Origin of the sequence: Dapis brunnea BLCC-M229 (assembly GCF_050015995.1) — a bacterium.
Lineage (GTDB): Bacteria > Cyanobacteriota > Cyanobacteriia > Cyanobacteriales > Microcoleaceae > Trichodesmium.
In genome coordinates this window covers 1-21,143 of the sequence record NZ_JBNHEP010000149.1, presented here as the reverse complement: position 1 = coordinate 21,143, position 21,143 = coordinate 1, and the positions used below count along the sequence as shown (strand labels likewise).

19 protein-coding genes and 5 pseudogenes are annotated in these 21,143 nt (G+C 36.4%); 17 read left to right on the top strand and 7 right to left on the bottom strand.

Going from position 1 to position 21,143, the window contains the following annotated elements; all coding sequences use genetic code 11:
- Window positions 1-36: 36 nt before the first annotated feature.
- The 3 genes and pseudogenes from ACP6PM_RS17340 to ACP6PM_RS17330 all read right to left on the bottom strand — a co-directional run bounded on the left by ACP6PM_RS17340 (window position 37) and on the right by ACP6PM_RS17330 (window position 4,154).
- Window positions 37-1,338: a hybrid sensor histidine kinase/response regulator gene (locus ACP6PM_RS17340; RefSeq protein ID WP_426586750.1), complete on the bottom strand. Its 1,302-nt coding sequence runs from the start codon at window positions 1,336-1,338 to the stop codon at window positions 37-39.
- Between the two features lie 4 nt (window positions 1,339-1,342).
- A pseudogene (locus ACP6PM_RS17335) lies at window positions 1,343-3,664 on the bottom strand (hybrid sensor histidine kinase/response regulator); the annotation flags it as partial.
- 259 nt (window positions 3,665-3,923) lie between these two features.
- Window positions 3,924-4,154: a hypothetical protein gene (locus tag ACP6PM_RS17330; protein ID WP_426586748.1), complete on the bottom strand. Its 231-nt coding sequence runs from the start codon at window positions 4,152-4,154 to the stop codon at window positions 3,924-3,926.
- Between the two features lie 1,623 nt (window positions 4,155-5,777).
- Here ACP6PM_RS17330 and metH point away from each other — a divergent pair.
- The 9 genes from metH (at window position 5,778) to ACP6PM_RS17285 (ending at window position 12,569) form a co-directional block, all read left to right on the top strand.
- Window positions 5,778-9,347 (top strand): methionine synthase, encoded by a 3,570-nt coding sequence (gene metH, locus ACP6PM_RS17325; RefSeq protein WP_426586822.1) that lies wholly within the window; start codon window positions 5,778-5,780, stop codon window positions 9,345-9,347.
- Window positions 9,348-9,635: 288 nt separating this feature from the next.
- Window positions 9,636-10,100, top strand: a complete 465-nt coding sequence (locus ACP6PM_RS17320) for a hypothetical protein (protein ID WP_426586746.1) — start codon at window positions 9,636-9,638, stop codon at window positions 10,098-10,100.
- Between the two features lie 105 nt (window positions 10,101-10,205).
- On the top strand, window positions 10,206-10,496 hold the full coding sequence (locus ACP6PM_RS17315; RefSeq protein WP_426586744.1) for a hypothetical protein: 291 nt from the start codon (window positions 10,206-10,208) through the stop codon (window positions 10,494-10,496).
- Window positions 10,486-10,917 (top strand): toxin-antitoxin system TumE family protein, encoded by a 432-nt coding sequence (locus tag ACP6PM_RS17310; RefSeq protein ID WP_426586739.1) that lies wholly within the window; start codon window positions 10,486-10,488, stop codon window positions 10,915-10,917. Before ACP6PM_RS17315 ends, ACP6PM_RS17310 begins: the two co-directional genes overlap by 11 nt.
- 43 nt (window positions 10,918-10,960) lie before the next feature.
- Window positions 10,961-11,263, top strand: coding sequence for a hypothetical protein (locus ACP6PM_RS17305; RefSeq protein WP_426586737.1), 303 nt, complete (start codon window positions 10,961-10,963; stop codon window positions 11,261-11,263).
- A gap of 78 nt (window positions 11,264-11,341) precedes the next feature.
- A complete protein-coding gene (locus ACP6PM_RS17300) occupies window positions 11,342-11,458 on the top strand; it encodes a hypothetical protein (RefSeq protein ID WP_426586735.1) in 117 nt (38 codons plus the stop codon).
- Between the two features lie 229 nt (window positions 11,459-11,687).
- On the top strand, window positions 11,688-11,906 hold the full coding sequence (locus ACP6PM_RS17295) for a toxin-antitoxin system TumE family protein (protein WP_426586733.1): 219 nt from the start codon (window positions 11,688-11,690) through the stop codon (window positions 11,904-11,906).
- Between the two features lie 2 nt (window positions 11,907-11,908).
- On the top strand, window positions 11,909-12,199 hold the full coding sequence (locus tag ACP6PM_RS17290; protein ID WP_426586731.1) for a hypothetical protein: 291 nt from the start codon (window positions 11,909-11,911) through the stop codon (window positions 12,197-12,199).
- A 166-nt stretch (window positions 12,200-12,365) separates the two neighbouring features.
- The gene (locus ACP6PM_RS17285; protein ID WP_426586820.1) at window positions 12,366-12,569 is read left to right on the top strand and encodes a toxin-antitoxin system TumE family protein; all 204 of its coding nucleotides are present in this window, start codon (window positions 12,366-12,368) and stop codon (window positions 12,567-12,569) included.
- A gap of 265 nt (window positions 12,570-12,834) precedes the next feature.
- Here ACP6PM_RS17285 and tnpA read toward each other — a convergent pair.
- Window positions 12,835-13,256: pseudogene (gene tnpA / locus ACP6PM_RS17280) on the bottom strand (IS200/IS605 family transposase).
- Between the two features lie 185 nt (window positions 13,257-13,441).
- On the opposite strand from tnpA, the pseudogene ACP6PM_RS17275 reads away from it, so the two are divergent.
- From ACP6PM_RS17275 to ACP6PM_RS17255, 5 genes and pseudogenes are all read left to right on the top strand, one after another.
- Window positions 13,442-13,781, top strand: a pseudogene (locus tag ACP6PM_RS17275) (RNA-guided endonuclease InsQ/TnpB family protein); the annotation flags it as partial.
- A 116-nt stretch (window positions 13,782-13,897) separates the two neighbouring features.
- Window positions 13,898-14,233, top strand: a complete 336-nt coding sequence (locus tag ACP6PM_RS17270) for a hypothetical protein (RefSeq protein ID WP_426586729.1) — start codon at window positions 13,898-13,900, stop codon at window positions 14,231-14,233.
- A gap of 46 nt (window positions 14,234-14,279) precedes the next feature.
- Window positions 14,280-15,023: an RNA-guided endonuclease InsQ/TnpB family protein gene (locus tag ACP6PM_RS17265; protein ID WP_426586727.1), complete on the top strand. Its 744-nt coding sequence runs from the start codon at window positions 14,280-14,282 to the stop codon at window positions 15,021-15,023.
- A gap of 167 nt (window positions 15,024-15,190) precedes the next feature.
- Window positions 15,191-15,664 (top strand): hypothetical protein, encoded by a 474-nt coding sequence (locus tag ACP6PM_RS17260; protein ID WP_426586725.1) that lies wholly within the window; start codon window positions 15,191-15,193, stop codon window positions 15,662-15,664.
- Window positions 15,665-15,907: 243 nt separating this feature from the next.
- Complete coding sequence (locus tag ACP6PM_RS17255; protein ID WP_426586723.1) at window positions 15,908-16,066, top strand: hypothetical protein; 159 nt, start codon at window positions 15,908-15,910, stop codon at window positions 16,064-16,066.
- Between the two features lie 86 nt (window positions 16,067-16,152).
- Here the strand turns inward: ACP6PM_RS17255 and ACP6PM_RS17250 are convergent, their stop codons facing one another.
- Window positions 16,153-16,368, bottom strand: coding sequence for an RloB domain-containing protein (locus ACP6PM_RS17250; protein WP_426586721.1), 216 nt, complete (start codon window positions 16,366-16,368; stop codon window positions 16,153-16,155).
- Window positions 16,369-16,839: 471 nt separating this feature from the next.
- Between ACP6PM_RS17250 and ACP6PM_RS17245 the strand changes: the two genes are divergently transcribed.
- The gene (locus tag ACP6PM_RS17245; RefSeq protein WP_426586719.1) at window positions 16,840-17,505 is read left to right on the top strand and encodes a L,D-transpeptidase; all 666 of its coding nucleotides are present in this window, start codon (window positions 16,840-16,842) and stop codon (window positions 17,503-17,505) included.
- 107 nt (window positions 17,506-17,612) lie between these two features.
- Window positions 17,613-18,266, top strand: coding sequence for a L,D-transpeptidase (locus tag ACP6PM_RS17240; protein ID WP_426586717.1), 654 nt, complete (start codon window positions 17,613-17,615; stop codon window positions 18,264-18,266).
- A 318-nt stretch (window positions 18,267-18,584) separates the two neighbouring features.
- Here ACP6PM_RS17240 and ACP6PM_RS17235 read toward each other — a convergent pair.
- Window positions 18,585-19,343 (bottom strand): annotated as a pseudogene (locus ACP6PM_RS17235) (Uma2 family endonuclease).
- Between the two features lie 227 nt (window positions 19,344-19,570).
- Between ACP6PM_RS17235 and ACP6PM_RS17230 the strand changes: the two are divergent.
- Window positions 19,571-20,800: a peptidase U32 family protein gene (locus ACP6PM_RS17230; RefSeq protein ID WP_426586715.1), complete on the top strand. Its 1,230-nt coding sequence runs from the start codon at window positions 19,571-19,573 to the stop codon at window positions 20,798-20,800.
- A 125-nt stretch (window positions 20,801-20,925) separates the two neighbouring features.
- Here the strand turns inward: ACP6PM_RS17230 and ACP6PM_RS17225 are convergent.
- Window positions 20,926-21,143, bottom strand: a pseudogene (locus ACP6PM_RS17225) (hypothetical protein); the annotation flags it as partial.

Below are 21,143 nucleotides of genomic sequence, written 5' to 3'. Positions count from 1 at the left end.
CATAATTACTTCAATATTCAATCCCCCATCACCCCATCATCCTATTGGTAATTCCAAAATAAACTCTGAACCATGGCCTAAAGTTGACTCACACCAAAGCTTACCACCATGATTTTTTACCATAATTTTATAAGCAATAGACAAGCCTAAACCTGTACCTTTCTCGACAGCCTTAGTTGTGAAAAGCTTATCAAAAATTTTTGCCTTAACTTCTTCTGACATTCCCACACCGTTGTCTTTAATTCTAATGATTACTCCTGTTTTATCCTGATTTATTCTACTATAAATTGTAATCTGAGGCTGGAATTTAAACTTATAAAATTCTGTTTTTTTAACAAACTCATCTATAGCATCAATAGCATTAGAAATTAGATTCATAAATACCTGAGCTAATTGTCCGGGAAAACATTTAATTTCAGGCATATCCCCATATTTTTTTACTACTTCAATGGCTGAACGATACTTGTTTGCTTTCAGACGATGATTCAGAATTAATAGAGTGCTATCAATATGGTTATGGACAACACAACTAACTTTTTGATCGTTATTTAATTCATTTCGAGAAAATGTGCGTAAAGATGTACTTAGAAATTTAATCCTTTCGGAACCTGCCTTCATTGAAGTAATAAGATTAGGCAAATCTTCAATCAAAAAATCTAAATCAATATGTTCAGCATTTTCAATGATTTCTTCAGCAGGATTAGGATAATACTTTTGATAAAGAAATAGGAAATGGAGAATATCTTTAATATAGTTTTCCAGATGCTGAGAATTATTAGAAATTGCACCAATAGGATTATTTAATTCATGGGCTATTCCAGCCATTAATTCTCCCAGTGCCGACATTTTTTCCTTTTCAATCAGTTGTGTTTGAGATGTTTGTAACTCCTCTAAAGCTTGAGTAAGTTGATTAGTTTTCTTAGCTACTTCTTTTTCTAAATTATTTCTTAACTGTTGTAAATGTATGTGAGTTTTTACTCTAGCAAGAACTTCAACTACTTGAAATGGTTTAGTAATATAATCTACCGCTCCCAAAGTAAAACCTTTAACTATACTTTCGCTGTCTGAAAGAGCAGTCATAAAAATTATGGGAATATCTTTAGTTTGAGGATTTTCCTTCAACCTTTTACAAGTTTCAAACCCATCAATACCAGGCATTTGTATATCTAGTAATATCAAATCTGGCAAGTCATAAGAAATTTGCTTTAGTGCTCGTTCGCCACTAATTGCTGTGCTAACTTCATACCCTTCATCACCTAAAGTTTGAACTATTACTTTCAGATTAGCTGGAACATCATCTACAACTAAAATATATTCTGAATTGGGTGAGATTGACATTAATTTACTCCTTTTTCTCTAAAAAATTAATTATAAAATCTTCAATTTTATCAGCTTGAAAATCATCTGCCCACTGTAAAATTGGTACAGTAAAAGGAGTATATTTTGGCTCTAGTTGCTGAATTTTTTCGGCTTTTTTAGTCAACTTTTTCAGGCTCCCCCTTCTTGCTAAGTCAAGCAAAATTTCTAACTCTTCCGGTGGTGGAGATACAATTCTAGAATTATCAGTAGCCACATCTGAAACTGATGATTGGGGAATTATTTCCATATTTTCAATATTTTCTGTTTGAGCATATTTCCATTTAATTTCTAAATGTGCTTCTATCATCTTAAACAATTCCTCTGCATTTACAGGTTTAGGAAGAAAATCATCCCCCCCAGCATCAAGACTGTATTGGCGATCTATATTCGATACAGAAGCTGAAGAGATAATCACCTTTAAATGCTTTAGTTCATCAGATCCGCGCAATTGTCTGACCATCTTAAAACCATCCATTACTGGCATATATAAATCTGTAATGGTTAAATCTGGATGAAGTTGCGCTACTTTAGCTAATCCCTCAGCACCATTTTCTGCCTCCACAGTAATAAAACCAATAGGTTGAAGCAAATTAATCAATACGGAGCGATTTTCCCAGCGATCGTCAATAACCAGAATAGTTTTTGGGTTTCCTGTGTAACCAATAATTTGTTGTCCCTCTAGATGAGAAACTGATTGCACCCAATCACTACTCAGTGGAAATTTAACGGTAAAGGAAAATATACTGCCAACATCCAACTGACTTTCTACTTTAATCTGTGAACCCATGAGTTTGACTATTTGACTACTAATAGCTAACCCTAATCCTGTTCCTTGAGACCGCTTAACTTGCTCTCCTAGTTGTTCAAAGGGGTTGAAAATAGTATCAATCTTATTTTCTGGAATACCAACTCCGGTATCTTGAATTTTAAATTCGATTGTTGTAGATGGATATGAGTTAGGAGTAGATATTGTCTCCTGGTGACTATCAGATAATTCTGTATTATGACTCGAATCATCGATATGTACTTGAAAAACCACCTTACCCGTATCAGTAAATTTGACTGCATTACCTAATAAATTAATTAAAACTTGGCGCAAGCGTTTTTCGTCTGCAATTATACCTTGGGGTAGGTTGGGGTCTGATTGATAAATTAACTGAATTCTTTTTTGATCTGCTTTGATGCGAATAATTTCTGCAATTCCTTGCAAAAAAGAAGGCAAATGGAAATCGTAGGATTGCAAATCAAGTTTCCGAGCTTCTATTTTGGAAATATCCAGAACATCATTGATCAGAGTCAACAAGTGGTTACCACATTGATGAATAATTTCAATACCTTTACGTTCTTTTTTCCCCCAAGAATGGGAACGATTAAGAATTTGAGTATAACCGAGAATACCATTGAGAGGGGTGCGTAACTCATGACTCATATTAGCAAGGAACTCACTTTTTGCTTGGTTAGCAATCTCAGCAGCTTCTTTTGTCTTTTTGAGTTGCTGTTGCTCAAATGACTGTACCTTTAGCAAGACTATAATCATTGTCACAGCTAAACCGATCACTACCACTGCCATCAGATTTAATGCTCTTAGTTGGGATTCAATATTTGCTCTAGGAATGATTAACCCAACAGACCAGTCTGCTTCTTTGATGGGAACATAGGCAATATAAACTTTTTGCCGATCTATTTCTACTAATTCTATTCCTTTTTCCTTAGCAACCATTTTTCTGGGAATATTCTGCTGGTAAAGGTTTTCCGATGACAAAAAATTGGGAATTAGTTTTTTAGTATTGGTGTTTATATCTTGCTGAGGGGTAAATATTGTCTTTCCTTGAGAATTAAGAGCAAAGGCATAACTATTAGGGCCATATTTCAAACCATTCACTACTTCCCTCATCCGGTCTACTGGGATAGCACCTGCGATAATTCCAATTGGTTGTTTGGTATTATCAGAGTCTGACCAAACAGGAGCAGCAATAAAAACCATAAGGGTATTTAGGGTACGAGAATTGACTGGATCGGAAACATTTACTTTGCCAGCCATTGCTCGTTTAATATGCTTGCGGTCTTTGAGATTAGCTTTAGCTTGGCTGACTTTGCTAGTATAGTAAGAACCGTCAGGATTAATCATCGCAAAAAAGAAAAAATCTTGGGATTTCAATTGTTTAGATTTTAAGAAAGGTTCAACTATTGACCAGTTCATAGTTTGGAAGCTAGGAGTATTGCCCGTAGTGCGTGTTTCAACTTTTCTACTAGCCAACCATCGATCGATATTATCAGCTCCTAGCTTTACTTCCAACAAAGCATTTTCTTTCAAATTATCTAGAATTAAATCCCGAACAACTTTATAGCTATAAAAAGCAGAAATACTAACTATTACAGTCGTACTACCGACGAATAAACGCAACATAAAGTTGTGACTTGAGTTCTCATCTTTTCGGTTATTTTGCCACCAATTTTGTAACCTTTGCCAAATTTTAATTTGTGGTAGTTGCTTAATTATAGTCATAGCTGTTTCATTCTTTTTTATTCAAGAAAATAATCAGTTTTTTTTAGAGTATTTATTGTTAAGGAAAATCCATCAGGATGATTATTAATGATATTAAATTCTCTAGCTTAGGAGTGATATAATTTCGACGAGAGACTCGTTGATAAATCGGGTTTGTATGAGATACCCAAAATACCGACATCCGCCCCACAAACCCTTTTTGTACCATTTGATAATAACGAATACTACCGAATTTGATATGATATCTGGTACTCATTCCCATTGAATAAGGTTGTAGGTTGTAGGTCATGTTTTAGCTTTAAGAGTATGGAGATTCACTCCAATTAATTGTGGACACTTTGAAGACCGTGGGGTCTTATACTCAATTTTCCAAATTTTCTGAATAATGCTCTGGAAAAATCTACTATCTCACAGTAAGCGTGATAAATTTTTGCTACAAATAGTTAGACTTTTTCTAGGAGTCTCCGAGTCAGGAGTCATATCAAATCCGGTTGAATACTTATTATATAGTTGGGGGTAGGGAGTAGGGGAGTAGGGGAGATTGAAGGCTTGAAGTAATTATAGAATTATCAACATATAGCAATCCGCGCATAGGTTGCGGGTAATCAAAAAGTAAATAAAAAAACTGAAACTCTTACCTGTTAAGAGTTAAGTGTTCCCTGTTCCCTAAAAAGCAGTAAGATTTTTGACACGAATAAAATAGGATTGCTATATATTATATAACCTGATTATATATCAGAATAAATAGCTTAAATACTATTTATTCAAGCGGAGTTTCTCTTTTTAGTCAAAGGAACATCTCATGTAAAGTATTTTAATTATTCTTTATTATTCATAACATTTTGTTTTCAAGAATGGTATAAGACCTAGGTTCCAGAAAAATCAGAGCATCGCGACGATCAAAAATACATCATAACTTGGCGTTGCATTATCAAGGGATGATTTTGATATGTATCCAAAAATTTAGCCCGATCAATCAAAAGTTTCAGATGCGTGCAAATTTAATTATCATCCCACAACTATGCAACGCCCATAACTTAGGCACCCGCACCCAGAAATTCGGTTTTTTCTTATATGTCTATTGTGCTGTTAAAACCAAGGATTTTTCCTAGCAACCGGGTTTCTTTGGGTAAGTCCTATAGATAAAAAATTCATCGTATTTGCTGAATAAGATAGTATTTTGACTAATCAATAATTTTTGAGGTTGGAAGTTATGAATCATCAGCTACTAAGCCATCATTTAAATAATTTTCAGTAGATTTTAGTTATTATTTAACTCTGTACAATATATTGATAATTGCTATAAGTATATAGATAAAATAAAACGTAAGCATTCAGCGGTCAGCTAGCCTCTTGCCTCCTGGGTCGTAGCTGCGCTAACAGCTATCAGCTATTAACTTATTGTTTTTGAAGGAAGAATTAGAGTTGAAAGATTGAGGAACAATTAAAAGTTACTCTCAAATCATTCTTTGCTAATCTTTTTCATTAATTACTTAGTGCAGGATTATTACTAAGGAAAAATTGTTTACCGAATAATTAAGGTTTAAAGCCTCTCATGAGCAAGGAGAAACTTGAAAAAATTTTCCTTTTAGTCAATCCTATCCCTTTTCAAGGAGAGGTAATAATTAATTATTAATTATTAATTGTTGAACTAGCATTCTGCAGGAAAAGCTAAAGGGGAGCTACCTGAATGCTTACAATAAAACACAAAAAATATAAGAGAAGAAACAGCTAATTTAGCAATAGGGAATAGATAATTTCTTTCCTCCGACACCTGTTTCTTAGTTTTATATTTATTTATGCTTACTTACTTAACACCCCAAAATCCATATTATCATAGAGAAAATAAATTGCTTTCAAACTCTGAAAAGAGTAGTATAAATATTAACACCTAAATATTAAATACTCAATGATGAACAGCCCATTTTTAAATCGTCTACATAGTCCAGAACGCCCAGTTATCGTCTTTGATGGGGCAATGGGTACTAACCTACAAGTCCAAGAACTAACCGCTGAAGATTTCGGCGGTGCAGAGTATGAAGGTTGTAACGAATATCTTGTCCATAGTAAGCCAGAAGCCGTAGCTAAGGTCCACCGAGATTTCCTTGCAGCAGGTGCTGATGTGATAGAAACTGACACCTTTGGTGGGACAAAAATTGTCTTGGCAGAATATGATTTATCAGACAAAGCTTACTATCTTAATAAAACAGCAGCCGAATTAGCAAAGTCTGCAACTGCGGAATTTTCTACCCCCGAAAAGCCTCGATTTGTTGCTGGATCAATGGGACCAGGAACAAAATTACCTACCCTCGGACATATTGATTTTGACACCTTAAAAGATGGTTTTGCCGAACAAGCAGAAGGTCTTTGGGATGGGGGAGTAGATTTATTTCTTGTGGAAACTTGTCAGGATGTTTTACAAATAAAAGCTGCTTTAAATGGTATAGAAGAAACTTTTGCTAAAAAAGGGGAACGTCGCCCTATTATGGTGTCAATAACTATGGAAGCTTTTGGCACTATGTTAGTAGGTTCAGAGATTAATGCTGCTGTGACAATTTTAGAACCTTATTCTATTGATATTTTAGGATTAAATTGTGCGACTGGTCCTGATTTAATGAAGGAACATATTCGTTATTTGTCAGAAAATTCTCCTTTTGTTATTTCTTGTATTCCCAATGCTGGTTTGCCAGAAAATATCGGCGGACAAGCTCACTACAGATTAACTCCAATAGAGTTGAAAATGGCATTAATGCACTTCGTTGAAGACCTAGGAGTGCAAGTGATCGGCGGTTGTTGTGGTACTCGTCCAGACCATATTCAAGCATTAGCTGAAATTACTGAAACTCTCACACCAAAAGAACGAGAATATAAGTATGTTCCATCAGCAGCTTCTATCTATTCTTCCGAAACTTATGAACAAGATAATTCATTTTTAATTGTTGGTGAAAGACTGAATGCTAGTGGTTCTAAAAAATGCCGAACTTTACTCAATAATGAAGATTGGGATGGTTTAGTTGCTCTGGCAAAATCTCAGGTAAAAGAAGGGGCACATATTCTCGATGTTAACGTTGATTATGTGGGGCGCGATGGGGTTAAAGATATGCACGAATTAGCATCTCGTTTAGTCACAAATGTTAATTTGCCTCTGATGTTAGACTCGACTGAATGGGAAAAAATGGAGGCTGGTTTAAAAGTTGCTGGCGGTAAATGTTTGCTCAATTCTACTAACTATGAAGATGGAGAACCTCGTTTTTTAAAAGTATTAGAATTGGCGAAAAAATATGGTGCTGGTGTGGTAATTGGAACCATTGATGAAGATGGAATGGCGCGGACGGCGGATAAGAAATTTGAAATAGCAAAACGAGCTTATGATGCAGCAGTAGAATATGGGATTCCTGCCCGTGAATTGTTCTTTGATACTTTAGCTTTGCCAGTTTCTACAGGGATTGAAGAGGATAGGGAAAATGGAAAAGCCACAATTGAATCTATTAAAAGGATTCGGGAAGAGTTGCCAGAATGTCATATAATGCTTGGGGTTTCTAATATTTCGTTTGGTTTAAATCCCGCAGCAAGACAAGTGTTGAACTCGGTATTTTTGCATGAAGCAATGGCAGTAGGTTTGGATGGATCTATTGTTAGTGCTAGTAAGATTTTACCCATGTCAAAAATTGAACCAGAACAGCAAGAAGTTTGTCGGAAACTAATATATGACCAACGGGAATTTGATGGGGATATTTGTACTTACGATCCTCTGGCTGAGTTAACGACAATGTTCCAGGGTAAAACCACTAAAAAAGACCGTTCTGCTACACAAAATTTACCAATTGAAGAACGTTTAAAACAACATATTATTGATGGGGAACGTATCGGTTTAGAGGATGCTTTGGCAAAAGCTCTAGAAGCATATCCGCCGTTAGATATTATCAACGTCTATTTATTAGATGGCATGAAAGTAGTGGGAGAATTATTCGGTTCCGGGCAAATGCAATTACCATTTGTATTGCAGTCTGCTCAAACTATGAAAGCAGCAGTTGCTTATCTACAACCTTTCATGGAAGCAGATGAGGCTGGTGAGGATAATTCTAAGGGAGTTTTCGTTATTGCAACTGTGAAAGGAGACGTTCACGATATTGGTAAAAATCTCGTGGATATCATTCTTTCCAACAACGGTTATCGGGTAGTTAACTTAGGAATTAAACAACCAGTCGATAATATTATTGCTGCCTACCGCGAACATAATGCTGACTGTATCGCCATGAGTGGTTTATTGGTGAAGTCAACCGCATTTATGAAAGATAACTTGGAAACATTTAACGCAGAAGGTATTACAGTTCCCGTGATTTTAGGTGGTGCCGCTCTAACTCCGAAATTCGTCCATGGAGATTGCCAAAATACTTACAAAGGGCAAGTTGTTTATGGTAAAGATGCTTTTTCTGACTTGAATTTCATGGATAAGTTGATGCCAGCAAAATCAGAAAATCAGTGGGATGACCTTCAAGGTTTCTTGGGTGAGTTTGCTGAAGAAAACGGTAACGGTAATGGTAATGGTAATGGTAAAGCTCCTACCGAAGATAAGTCTGAAGAAAAAGAGGAAACTAAACCTGCTGAACCAGTTGTGATAGATACTCGGCGTTCCGATGATGTAGCAGTAGATATCCCTCGCCCGACTCCTCCATTCTGGGGAACCAAGTTATTACAACCAGAAGATATGCCATTCGAGGAATTATTCTGGTATTTAGATTTGCAAGCGTTGATGGCAGGGCAATGGCAATTCCGCAAACCTAAAGGACAACCACGGGAAGAGTATGATGCCTTTTTAGCAGAGAAAGTTTATCCGATTCTGGAAAATTGGAAGTCAAGGGTAATTGCAGAAAATTTACTGCATCCCCAAGCAATTTATGGTTATTTCCCTTGTCAATCAGAAGGAAATACACTTTTCATTTACGACTCCGACGAAATGAATAAGACTGGTAAAGCAACAACAGTTGTCAACAGTTTTGAATTTCCACGGCAAAAGTCTGGACGACGGTTGTGTATTGCAGACTTCTTTGCTCCCAAGGATTCGGGAATTATTGATGTGTTCCCGATGCACGCTGTAACAGTAGGAGAAATAGCGACTGAGTTTGCTCAGAAATTGTTTGCTGAGAATGAATATACAGATTATTTGTATTTCCACGGTATGGCAGTACAAACTGCTGAAGCAATGGCAGAATGGGTACACACTCGTATTCGTCGGGAGTTAGGTTTCGCTGCAGAGGATGCAGATAATATTAAGGATCTTCTGAAACAGCGTTATCAAGGGTCACGTTATAGTTTCGGTTATCCCGCTTGTCCGAATATGCAAGACCAGTTCAAACAGTTAGACTTGTTGCAAGTAGACAGAATTAATATGTATATGGATGAGAGTGAGCAACTTTATCCAGAACAGTCTACCACGGCGATCGTTACTTATCATCCTGTGGCGAAATATTTTAGTGCGTAGTTTGGTGTAAAAAATCTAACCCCCTAACCCCCTTCCCTGCAAGGGAAGGGGGAGAATATCTTGCTCCCCTCTCCTTGCAGGAGAGGGGTTGGGGGAGAGGTCTTCTAGGTTGCTCGCTTCTAACCCACAATTTTAGTCTAGACACGCTAGTAGTTTAATTTAGGGTTGGCAATATGCTCACCACTAACGCCAAATAGATAAACCTTTAAGGGTTAATGCTATAAGTGTCTTTGCTTAAGTCCTGAGTATTTTAGAAATACTGCTACTTTGACAAGGAGGTTAAATTCTATGCCTGTACAAATATTTGCTGCTGGTAGTAAGTTTGTTTACGAAGCTGCCAGAGGTGCTTTGAATGGGTTGGCTAAAGGCTTTACAGAGGCAAAGGCCAAGCAATTGAGCGAAACGAAAAAAAAGCAATCGTCTAATTCGAGTGCTATTGTGCAGCAAACTAAGGAAGAAGCACAATGGATAAAAGCACAATCTGAATATCTCAAGCGACGAGAAGAGAGGGAGGCACGGTTAGAAAAGCTGCAAGTAGAACAACAGAAGTTACAAGCTTACATTGCGGGAGGTCAGGTACAACGAGAAGAACGTACTCTTGCTATCCAAGAGGAAGGGTTACAATTAGAAGCTAATATCGCCGAAGGTGAAGCACAACGAGAGGAACGCGCTCTCCAACTCAAAGAAAATGAATTGCAACTACAAGCTAATATCGCTGCAGGTAAAGCACAACGATTAGAAGTCAGAAGTTAAATTCCCCATTTAAGAGGATAATAAAGAAAAAACTTCAGTGTTAAACCCTTTCCATATATGGGAAGAATTTACAAAAGCGAGCCTTTTTTAAAGGAGATAATAAATATGTCAGAACTTAAAATTAAATGCCAGCACCCAGAATCATTAAAAAACACCATTGAAAATATGATATCTGACCGGGTAAAATCCCTGAAATCAGGAATTGCTAAAACCAAAAAAAGACTCTTAGAATTTGAAGAAAAATATCAGTTATCCACTCAAGAATTTCTGCTTCGATATGAGAACGACGAATTTGAAGAAACTTTAGAATTGGATGAATGGATAGGGGAAGCTTTGATGTTGAAACGACTCGAAGAAAAGATAGAAAAATTGAGAGATATTGAGTTTGTTATTTGAGGATTACTTGCAGCAACTTCACGATTCAATAGTAGCTTGTGAAGTAGTGCAGCATTTTCAGCTACTTAATGAAGCTCTTCAGACATTTTCAATAATTCAAAATTGTACATTTAATCCCAAAAAACAAGGTACTTATCAAGGTTTTATTCGGGGAGAAGCTAGATTTAAAGACAATTCAATGCTTTACTTTTGCGAGTTTGTAGATGTGAAAATAACAGTAGAGCGTGATATGTATTCTTATCAATATATGACTGCCTCAAATAATTTTATTTTCCGCTATGATAATACGGGGCATCATAAAAAGCTAAACTTGCCAAATTTTCCCCACCATAAACATGAGGGTAGTCAAGAAAATGTTATTTCCTCAAATGCTCCTACTTTGGTAGAGGTATTGCACGAAATTGACAGTCTTTTGAGGTAGTTATAGCTTGTTGTTTGACTTATATAAGTTGGAGATTATTTTTATGACAGCAATAACAAATAATAATATTGAACAAGAAGTTCTAGATAATCTGAAACTATTACCACCTGACAAACAACAGGAAGTGCTAGACTTTATTCAGTTTATTCAACACAAATTGAAGCTATCTCAAGTTGATTCTAAAAATCAGTTATCCCTCAAAGAAATTGCTCGTTTGCCTATAGCGGAGCGTCATAAATTATTAACATCATCAATAGCTAAAACTGCTGAATATTTTTTAAATGACTCAGAATTAACAGAATTTTATATTCTTGATGGAGAAGATTGGGAATCAGAAGATGAATAATCCTAAAATAGGAGAAATATGGTTAGTACAACTAGACCCAACTAGAGATCAAGAAATAAAAAAACTCGCCCGGCAGTTGTGATTAGTTCAAACATTTTTAGCTCAGTCAGTGTCCGAATTATTATTCCTATAGCTAAATGGCAACCTAAATTTCAAAACCGCCCATTTATGATTTCGATACCGAAAAATGATTAAAATGGTTTAGATAACGACTCTGCTGGTAATGTGCTTCAAGTTCCTAGCATTGCTAATGAAAGATTTGTTAAATATCTTGGGCAGGTTTCAAATCTTATTCTTGAAGAGTTGCTAGCAGGATTAATTATCTGCATAGATTATGATGTTGATAGTTGAATTATAGGTATATAAATATGTCATTATAAAGTTTCTATATAATTCTGTTTTAATGGTGCGATAATTTGTAGATGTGGAATTAACAATAGACCGCGATATGTATTCCTATCAATATATGACTGCCTCAAATAATCTGATTTTCCGCTATAATAATACGAGACATCATAAAAAGCTAAACTTACCAAATTTTCCCCACCATAAATATCAGAGTAGTCAAGAAAATGTTATTTCCTCAAATGCTCCTACTTTAGTAGATGTATTGCAGGAAATTGACAATATTCTAAGGAGGTAAATATGCCAGAACTTAAAATTAAATGCGAGAACCTAGAATCGTTAAAAATTTTATTAAAAGCAGCAGTAGAAAAAGAATTACAGTCTTTGTCTGATGGTATTGAACGAACCAAAAAAAGATTGCAGAAATTTGAGACTAAATATCAGTTATCTACAGAAGAATTTCTCAGAAGATATGAAAATGATGAATTTACAGAAACCCTAGAATTAGACGAATGGATTGGAGAATATTGGATGCTGAAAAATCTCTGTGAAGAAGTAGAAAATTTCAAGGTGGTTGAGTTTGTTAATTAAAGATTATGTTCAAGAAATTCGTGAAGTAATTAACTCTTGCTCATTAGTCTCTTCATTCAGTATTACATCTGATGAACGAACAGATTATCAAGGTTTTATTGTAGGTGAAATAAACTTTATAGATGGTTCTATTCTTTATTAGCGTGAATTTGTCAATGTTAAAACAATCATCAATCATGGTATTTACACATATCAATATATGAATGCCTCCAAAAACTTGATTTTTCGCTATGACAATACTAGACACCATAAAAAGCTAAATTTGCCAAACTTTCCTCATCATAAACATGATGGAAGTGAAGATAATGTTATTTCCTCAAATGCTCCTACTTTGGTAGAGGTATTACAGGAAATTGAAAATTTGGGATAAGCATTGCAATTCTGAAATAGAGTAATTTTAATGAATTGATATAGAAAATTATTTGAGGTAATTAAAAATGAAATTAACAGCAACAGAACAAGGCTTATTAATACCCAAAGAATTGTTAGGAGAAAGCCAATAATTTGAGATTATTCAAGAAAATGGGAAAATTATTATCACGAGCATCAAAAAAAACCTAACAAATGGTGAGAGAAAGTTAGCCAGCCTGTTTTAACAGCTGGTTGAATAGCGACACGCGGGTAATAAAGCGACGTTACTCTCCGGTTTGGTTTTCGATGTACTTCCTAACAATCTCTGTTGAAGCATTTCCTGTTGTTGCACAGAAAAAGCGCTTGAGTCCAAAGTGTGGGTAACTTTAGTAATAAGTGGAAATTCTTTCCTCAAATGATGTGAAGCTCTACCTTTGACTCGCTTGATAATTACCGATGGTGCAAAGGTGGGGTCAACTTCTAAAAATAAGTGTACATGATCGGGCATTATTTCTAGTGCTATTAATCTCCACTCATGTTCAGTACATAGTTCAAAGATAATCTCCTGTAATCTCTGTTTAACGTCTCCAACTAATACTGGCCTTCTACGTTTAGGACAGAAGACAAAATGGTAATTTATCAATGTTACTGAGTGGGGATTTCTTCTGTATTCATCTGGTTTTTTCTTGATTACGAGTGTAGACATAATATGTTTAATAGTGCTATTATATCTACAGGAGGTGATGATTAATGTACGGATGCCAACAACACCTAGTCAAAACTAATCCAGAAATAATGGCTATTCTGGAATACCTATGCACAGAAGCAAATAAGTTGACAAATTGTGGGATTTATTATTGTCGCCAAATGCTGTTTAAAGCTGGAGGCTTTCTGTATAAAGTCACAACATGGTTAGCTAAAAACCACAGTACCATAGTGATTGAAGACTTAAATGTAAGTGGAATGCTCAAAAATCACGGGAGTAGCAAGCGCAATAGCAGACTGTGGCTTTTATGAGTTTAAGCGTCAGCTTATATACAAGTGTGAGTGGTATGGCAGTGAATTAAAGCTCGCTGATAGATTTTATCCAAGTTCTCAAATATGTTCTCATTGCGGGCATCAACAGAAAATGCCATTGAGTGCGAGACGATACGAATGTAGCAACTGTGGTTTTGAGGCTGACAGAGATTTTAATGCTGCTGTCAACCTAGAAAACTATGTAAGTCAGTAGGTGGAGTTCCCGCCGAGTTGAAGCCTGTGGAGAAGATAAGTTACAGACGAGAGTCAGTGATCTTCAGTGAAACAGGAAGCTAGCTCCAAAACTCATGCAATCATGTTTGGGTAAGTTTGGGTAAGTTTAGTAGAACGGAGCTAGTACAGAAGCCTAAACCACCAAAATACCGCAAAAAGGATGGTTTAGCTGTTGTTAGTTATCCCGCACGTTGGGTGAAGTTGGTTGATGGTATGCTTAAGTTCCCATTAGGCAAGCAAGTAAAAGCGTGGTTTGGTATTGACCATTTCTTACTACCAATGCCTAGTAATCTAGACTTTGAAAAAATTAAAGAGTATAGGTTTGTCCCTAGGAATAGATGTTTTTACTTGGAATTTGTTTATCTACACTCAGAACCAGAAAAAGGTCAACCAATAGCAGGAAATGTCTTACAGCGGTTTTCATTTCGGTAGACCACAGTAGGGGCGATTCGCGAATCGCCCCTACAGGATTTCGATTATGGCGATGTGGTTCATCAATCTGAAAAGCACTGTAGGTATTGATCCAGGATTGAATAACTGGTTAACCTGCGTAAGTAATGTAGGTAAGGCTTTTATAGTTGATGGAAGAAAGGTTAAATCTCAAAATCAATGGTACAACAAGCAAGTAGCCAAAATGAAGCAAGGCAAGCCTGGTGACTATTGGGATAACCAACTTGCTGCTATTACTGAAAAGCGTAACCGAATGATGCGCGACAATATTAATAAGGCAGCTAGATTTGTTATTAACTGGTGCATTGAGCATCAAATAGGCACAGTAGTTTTTGGTTGGAATCAACACCAAAAAGATGGTATTAACATTGGCAAGAAAAATAACCAACAGTTTGTCCAAATACCAACAGCCACATTAAAGACTAGAATAGCCGAACTTTCTGAACAGTATGGGATTAAGTTTGTAGAGGCTGAGGAAAGTTACACCAGTCAAGCAAGTTTTCTAGATGATGATTTTCTACCGACATTTGGTGAAAAACCCGAAAGGTGGAAAGCATCAGGAAAGCGTGTAAATCGTGGCTTGTATCGTTCAGCAAAAGGTCAAGTTATTAATGCTGACTGTAATGGTGCAGCTAATATTATCAAAAAAGTAGCAACACAGCTAAGTATTGACTTAGCCAAGGTTGGTAGAGGAGTTTTGATGCTCCCACAGCGATATAAGTTAGATTGTCTAACCAAAAAATATCGTAAGCAGTGCGTTGCGTGGCTTTAGCCCGCATAAGTACATCCGCTTAGAATCCAGGGTGTTTTAACCGCTGGAGACATCAATCATAGGTAGACAAAACCAAATTATTGGTTTATATTTATTCTTAGGTAACTTTTTTAATTTTATTGTGGTTTAGCAAATTTAACTATTGTTCAACAGTTGAGAAAAAAATCATGGGTACTAAACAAGCATCTATTTTATTAGGTATCTCCCGTCAACGTTTATTAGTTTTACTCGCTCAAGGAAGAGTGAAAGGAGCCAAAAAAAATGGTAGATTCTGGGAAATTCCAGTTTCAAGGAGCGGTATGCCTAGAATAATTCCAGCTCGGCGCGGTCCGAAAGGTATATGGCGCAAGCAACAATCTACCAAACCAAAAATGATTCATGTTAATCAAAGCAAAATCAAAGGTAATTTTGGTAAACCTCCCGAACAACTTGAACCTGTATTGTCAGTTAAGGATGGCGAACGCAACGATTATGGTTATGACTTATATATTTCAGGTCCTTGCCAAATCGTCTATCGGCCTTACGAACCAGCAAAATGTGGCGCTCATCTGTGGATTAATACTTATGATCCAGTGCAATTTATAGATACTCAATCCAATCCAGCTACTGCAAGGCAACCTAGCAAACAAATTTGCATCTAGTCTGGTTTCAAAGGCAGGCTCGTTCGTCACCGAAAAATATTTATTCGCTCTAATAGCTTAACTGACAATAACTTCAGCATGCTTTATGCTGTTTGTGAAAAATCGTCACAGTATTAAGATTTTGATTTTCTGCCTTTATTTAGTTAGGATTGCTGAAGATTGGGAAACAGAAAATGAATAATCTCAAAAGAGGAGAAGTCTGGTTAGTACAACATTAAATCACTTTTAAAGGAGATAAAAAATATGCCAGAACTTAAAATTAAATGTCAACATCCAGAATCGTTAAAAATTTTATTAAAAGCAGCAGTAGAAAAAGAATTACAGTCTTTGTCTGATGGTATTGAACGAACCAAACAAAGATTGCAGAAATTTGAGACTAAATATCAGTTATCTACAGAATAATTTCTTAGAAGATATGAAAATGATGAATTTAATGACTCGAAGAAAAGATAGATATATTAGGAGATATTGAGTTTGTTGTTTAAGGATTATTTACGAACAAATCTATTAAGTTGTTTAACTAATAAATGTACTCTTGTGGAAGGATTATCATTAGCAGGATCTGATGGATAATATTGTTCTAATAAATTCTTTGCATTCTTAATTGCTTTAGGTTGCATACTAGCCAATATTTCGTACATTGCATCCCTATTTTTTTCATACTTTTCATACTTTTTCTTCTTATTTTTAGTTAAATTATTCATCTTTTAAGTTAAAACTTTTTCATATTCTTTGCGAGACATTGCAGTATGACGATAATCAAAATGTAATAGACCTCTGCGTAAAAGAGGGAGTAGGGGCGATTCGCGAATCGCCCGTACGGGAGTAGGGGGAAAGAATTGATGATTTATCCGTAGTAATGCCACGGAACAAACCAACTATTCCTAAAGCAGATGTAGCTGCAAAAATTACATCCTCAAAAACTTAATTTTGAAATATTAACAAAATACTCGAACCTAGCAAGAAAGCTATGATGCAAAACATAAATGAGAAAAAGCAGTAAACAACCTTTCTTCAGGAATACGTCTACCGAAAATACCTACAAATTTTTTACCCTGCAACGAACTCCACACAACAGCTAAAGCTGCAAAAATTGAGGTTGATTTTAAGCCGCTGACTAAACTTTCAATTATAATAAACGATCTGTAGATTTTATGTGGTTAAGGATTGAATAAATGAATGTAAAAGTCAGCAATTTTTTTTCATCTAATTGGGTAAATGGTAGTCAAAATAACAGCCTTTTTAGTCGCTTTTATTTTGTGATTTTCCTAAATTTAGGTACAGTCATTATATTTAATCTTATACAACAACAAGCCAATGGCTTAACTCCACTCAAAAATCAATCTGGAGTTTCCACAAAATCGACAGATTTAAGCGAACCCCAGTCACAAATAAAGCCCAAATCAAGAATTACAAAAAAAGCGTTAAATGAACTTTATATTAAACCTAATGAAAAAATTCATTTAGTCATAAAATTAAGCGATCGCCGTGTCTATGTCTATCAAAATGACAAATTAAAAACCAGCTACCCAATAGCTATTGGTAGAGAAGGATGGGAAACTCCCACAGGAACCCATAAAGTTATCCAAAAAATACCAAATCCCTCTTGGAAACATCCCTTTACAGGAGAAATTATACCTCCTGGTCCAGAAAATCCCTTGGGGGAAAGATGGATTGGTTTTTGGACAGATGGCACAAACTACATAGGTTTTCATGGAACTCCGAACGAAGAAACCATAGGACAAGCAGCCTCTCATGGTTGTGTTAGAATGTTGAACCAAGATGTACTAGCTCTATTTGAAAAAGTGGGGATTGGTACAACTGTCGTAGTAGAACCTTAAAAAATACGAATAGAGTTTAGTTCAAACATTTTTAATATCTAAGCTGAATTAAACTTGCAAAACATTACTTTTAATAACATCTAGATTTGATACATGAGGAGTGAAAGATGACGCAATCTACCACAAATAAATGGCTATATATTATTAGCAAAATCAACCAAAGAACATATAATTTAACAGCTATTTTCCTGACCACAGCAATTATTCTTTTATTTAGTAAAAATTTAGCCATAGCTTCTACCCCTACTGCTCAGACAAGTAATAACGATCGGCAAACACAGGTAGAAGCTAATTTACCGTTTGGTGGCTTAATGCCAAAATTAGATCGAGCTATCAAAGACTTCCAAAAACATTTGGGTATACAAGCAGAAGAGTTAGTTCGGATCGTACTCCGGTTAGGGGAACGGCGGGTATATGTATATGAGGGAGAAGAAGAAGTTGCTAGTTATCCTGTAGCTGTGGGTAAACCAGGTTGGGAAACTCCCACAGGCAATTTCAAAGTTATTCAACTGGTAGAAAATCCTAAATGGCAGAACCCCTGGACGGGTGAGGTAATGCCAGCAGGGCCAAATACTGCTCTGGGATTGAGGTGGATTGGTTTTTGGACAGATGGCAAAGACACCATTGGGTTTCACGGTACTCCTACTGTAGAATCGATTGGATCTGCTGCTTCCCATGGTTGCGTGCGGATGCACAATGAAGATGTGGTTAACTTATTTCAAAAAGTGCAAGTAGGTACCGAGGTAGTGGTAGAACCATAGTTTTAATAATTAATAATTAATAATTAATAATTAATAATTAGGGTTTGCTGAATAATTCTTTTGGTAAGGAAAGGAGTCAGGTAGGGGAGCCGTCGGATTGGCGACGTACAGGATAAATAGGAATTATATAGGAAGTCAGAAGAATCATCCCTTAATTTTTCTGCCTTTGTCTGACCAAAATGCTAAATTTTTGAACTTGAGTAGCCGAAAAGCTCGCACTTTTTGATACCTAAAAAGGCTAAAACCTTTATCTGTGAATACTTTTATTTTTTTTCAGCAAACCCTATTTATTATTTATTATTCATTGTTCATTATTCATTACTTAATATCTGGATCTATTCGTGCTTCTCGAAGTAACTTTTCTAAACGTTTAGCACGTTCCTCAGCAACTTCTCTGGCCTGACGTTCCTGCTGGAGTTCCTCCTCGGCAGTTTCTTTGGCCTGACGTTCTTCATCTAATTGTTCCTGAACATTATCCAATTGTTCCTGAACTTCATTCAACCGTTGTTGAACCTCCAAATAATCTGCAAATAATTGACCATCTGGACGATACAGTTGCAAAGTTTCGGGCAAGACCTCAAACCGAATTCCCAATCTTGGAGAAACCCAACCATTCATCTCATCAATTACATCTAGTAATGACTCAGAGCGCAACCATCCTGTCAAATCATTTTTTTCCGGGTCATACAAATAATACTCCTCCACACCATAGCGGTCATAAAATAGGCGTTTCTTACTCATCTCCTTCAAAGTATTTCCTGGAGAAAGAATTTCAAATACCACTTGGGGAGCAATATTATTTTCTTTCCATTGCTGATATGAACCCCTATCTCCTTTAGGTGTTCCAAACACCACCATGACATCTGGCGCTTGACGCAACTTATTATCTCCTTGTACTGGATACCAAAGTAAATCTCCAGCGACAAAGACTTCAGGATTTTCGGCAAATAGTCATGCTAGATTATGGTAGATAACCATTATCCAGCGAAATTGAACTGTATTATCTGCCATTGGTTGGCCGTCACTATCGGGATAAACAATTTCTCGATGAGTTTGGGTTTCGAGTTGTTTCACCATGGTTTTTTTCCTCAAAATTTCCACAAAACCTCTGTATTTTAATTATATAGCTTTCAGCAAACAGCTATCAGCATCTATTTCTGGTTCTCGAAGTAATTGTTTTAAACATTCGGCACGTTCCTGATTCATCCTGATTCATCCTTCTGGCCTTTTTTAGATAGGACTTAAATTATAAAGCCTCAAACCATCATTGAGCCTTCGAGCTAAAATATTTAAGTTAATCATCAATGTATATAAATAATATGTGGAAACCAGAATTATTAGCTCCGGCGAAAAATCTCGAACGTCTAAAAGTTGCTGTTACCTATGGTGCTGATGCTGTTTATGTGGGAGGGCAAAAATACGGTCTGCGGGCGCGAGCAGATAATTTTTCTGACTATGACTTGGAATATGGGGTAAATTTTGCTCGCGAAAATCATGCAAAAGTCTACCTTACCCTGAACGCTTTTCTCCATGATGATGATTTTGAGGGATTGGCAGAATATTGTCAATTTCTGGAATCTATTGGCGTTGATGGGGTTATTGTTTCTGACTTGGGGGTTTTGCGAGTGGTGAAAAATAGCTCTAATCTTGACATTCATCTCTCGACTCAAGCATCTTGTCTTAATTCTTATGCTGGTCAAATGTGGAAACAGTTTGACGTGAAGCGTCTGATAGTGGGGCGAGAAGTTAGTATAGCAGAAGGGGGGAAAATTAGAGCGCAAACTGGTATTGATGTAGAAATGTTTATACATGGTGCTATGTGTATGGCATATTCTGGTAATTGTACAATCTCCAATTTTACAGCAGGCAGAGATTCTAATCGTGGTGGTTGTATTCAGTCCTGTCGTTTTCCTTATCAGTTGGCGGAAAAAACAGACGATCGCCCGGTTACTTTTATGTCTTCTAAAGATTTATGGGGTATTCATCAAGTAGAAGCGTTTTTTGAGCATCAAATTTGTTCTCTGAAAATAGAGGGGCGGATGAAATCATCGTTTTATGTGGCGCTGACTTGTAGAGCTTATCGTCAAGCGATCGATGCTTATGCGGCAGGGAAGTTAACTCCAGAAATGTTGAATCAAATTGTGGCTGAGTTAGAGTCTATTCCTCACCGTGACTATGATTCTGCTTCGTTGGAAACTCCTGCGGGTAGTGATTCTGTGTATAAGCAGTTGGAAAGTAGTAGGGGTACTCACGAATATCTGGGAATTGTGATGGAGACAACATCAGAAAATATTGTTTTGCAACTGGTTGAGTCTCTGACAGTGGGAGATAAAATTGAGATTATTCCTGTACATGGGGAAATCTTGGGGTGGCAGGTGAGTCAGTTGGTTTCTGTGGTTGGCGATCGCCTAGAGAAAATGCGAGCAGGGAATGTGGTTTGTATTCCTAAAACTGTAGCACCTGAGATTTTAAATAATGTAGAGAAATTGAATGTAGTTAGAGTTGCGCCAAGGTTAGAACCCAATAACCAATAACAATATAGAGGTAATATCAACAGAAAGATGATTTGAAATGGTTGTGATTTGCTTTTGTAAGTACAACCACTTCAATGCAGTTATAGGAATCCACAAAATAGCTGTAGAACTTACTTACACTAGCTCTATTTAGCCTGATTCCAACCCTTAATAGTCTCTAAAGTGACGTTAACATAGGGATTGTCCAAAAACTCATTAATAGAAGCTTCACCAGCAGATTGTAATGCAGAAACCAGTCTACGTTTAAAGCTGGGAGAAGTTTCATCCCTAAGATCGATCGGCAATTTTTTGTATCCACTCAATATGATGGGGTAGGGAATGATTATAACTGCCAAGACCAATC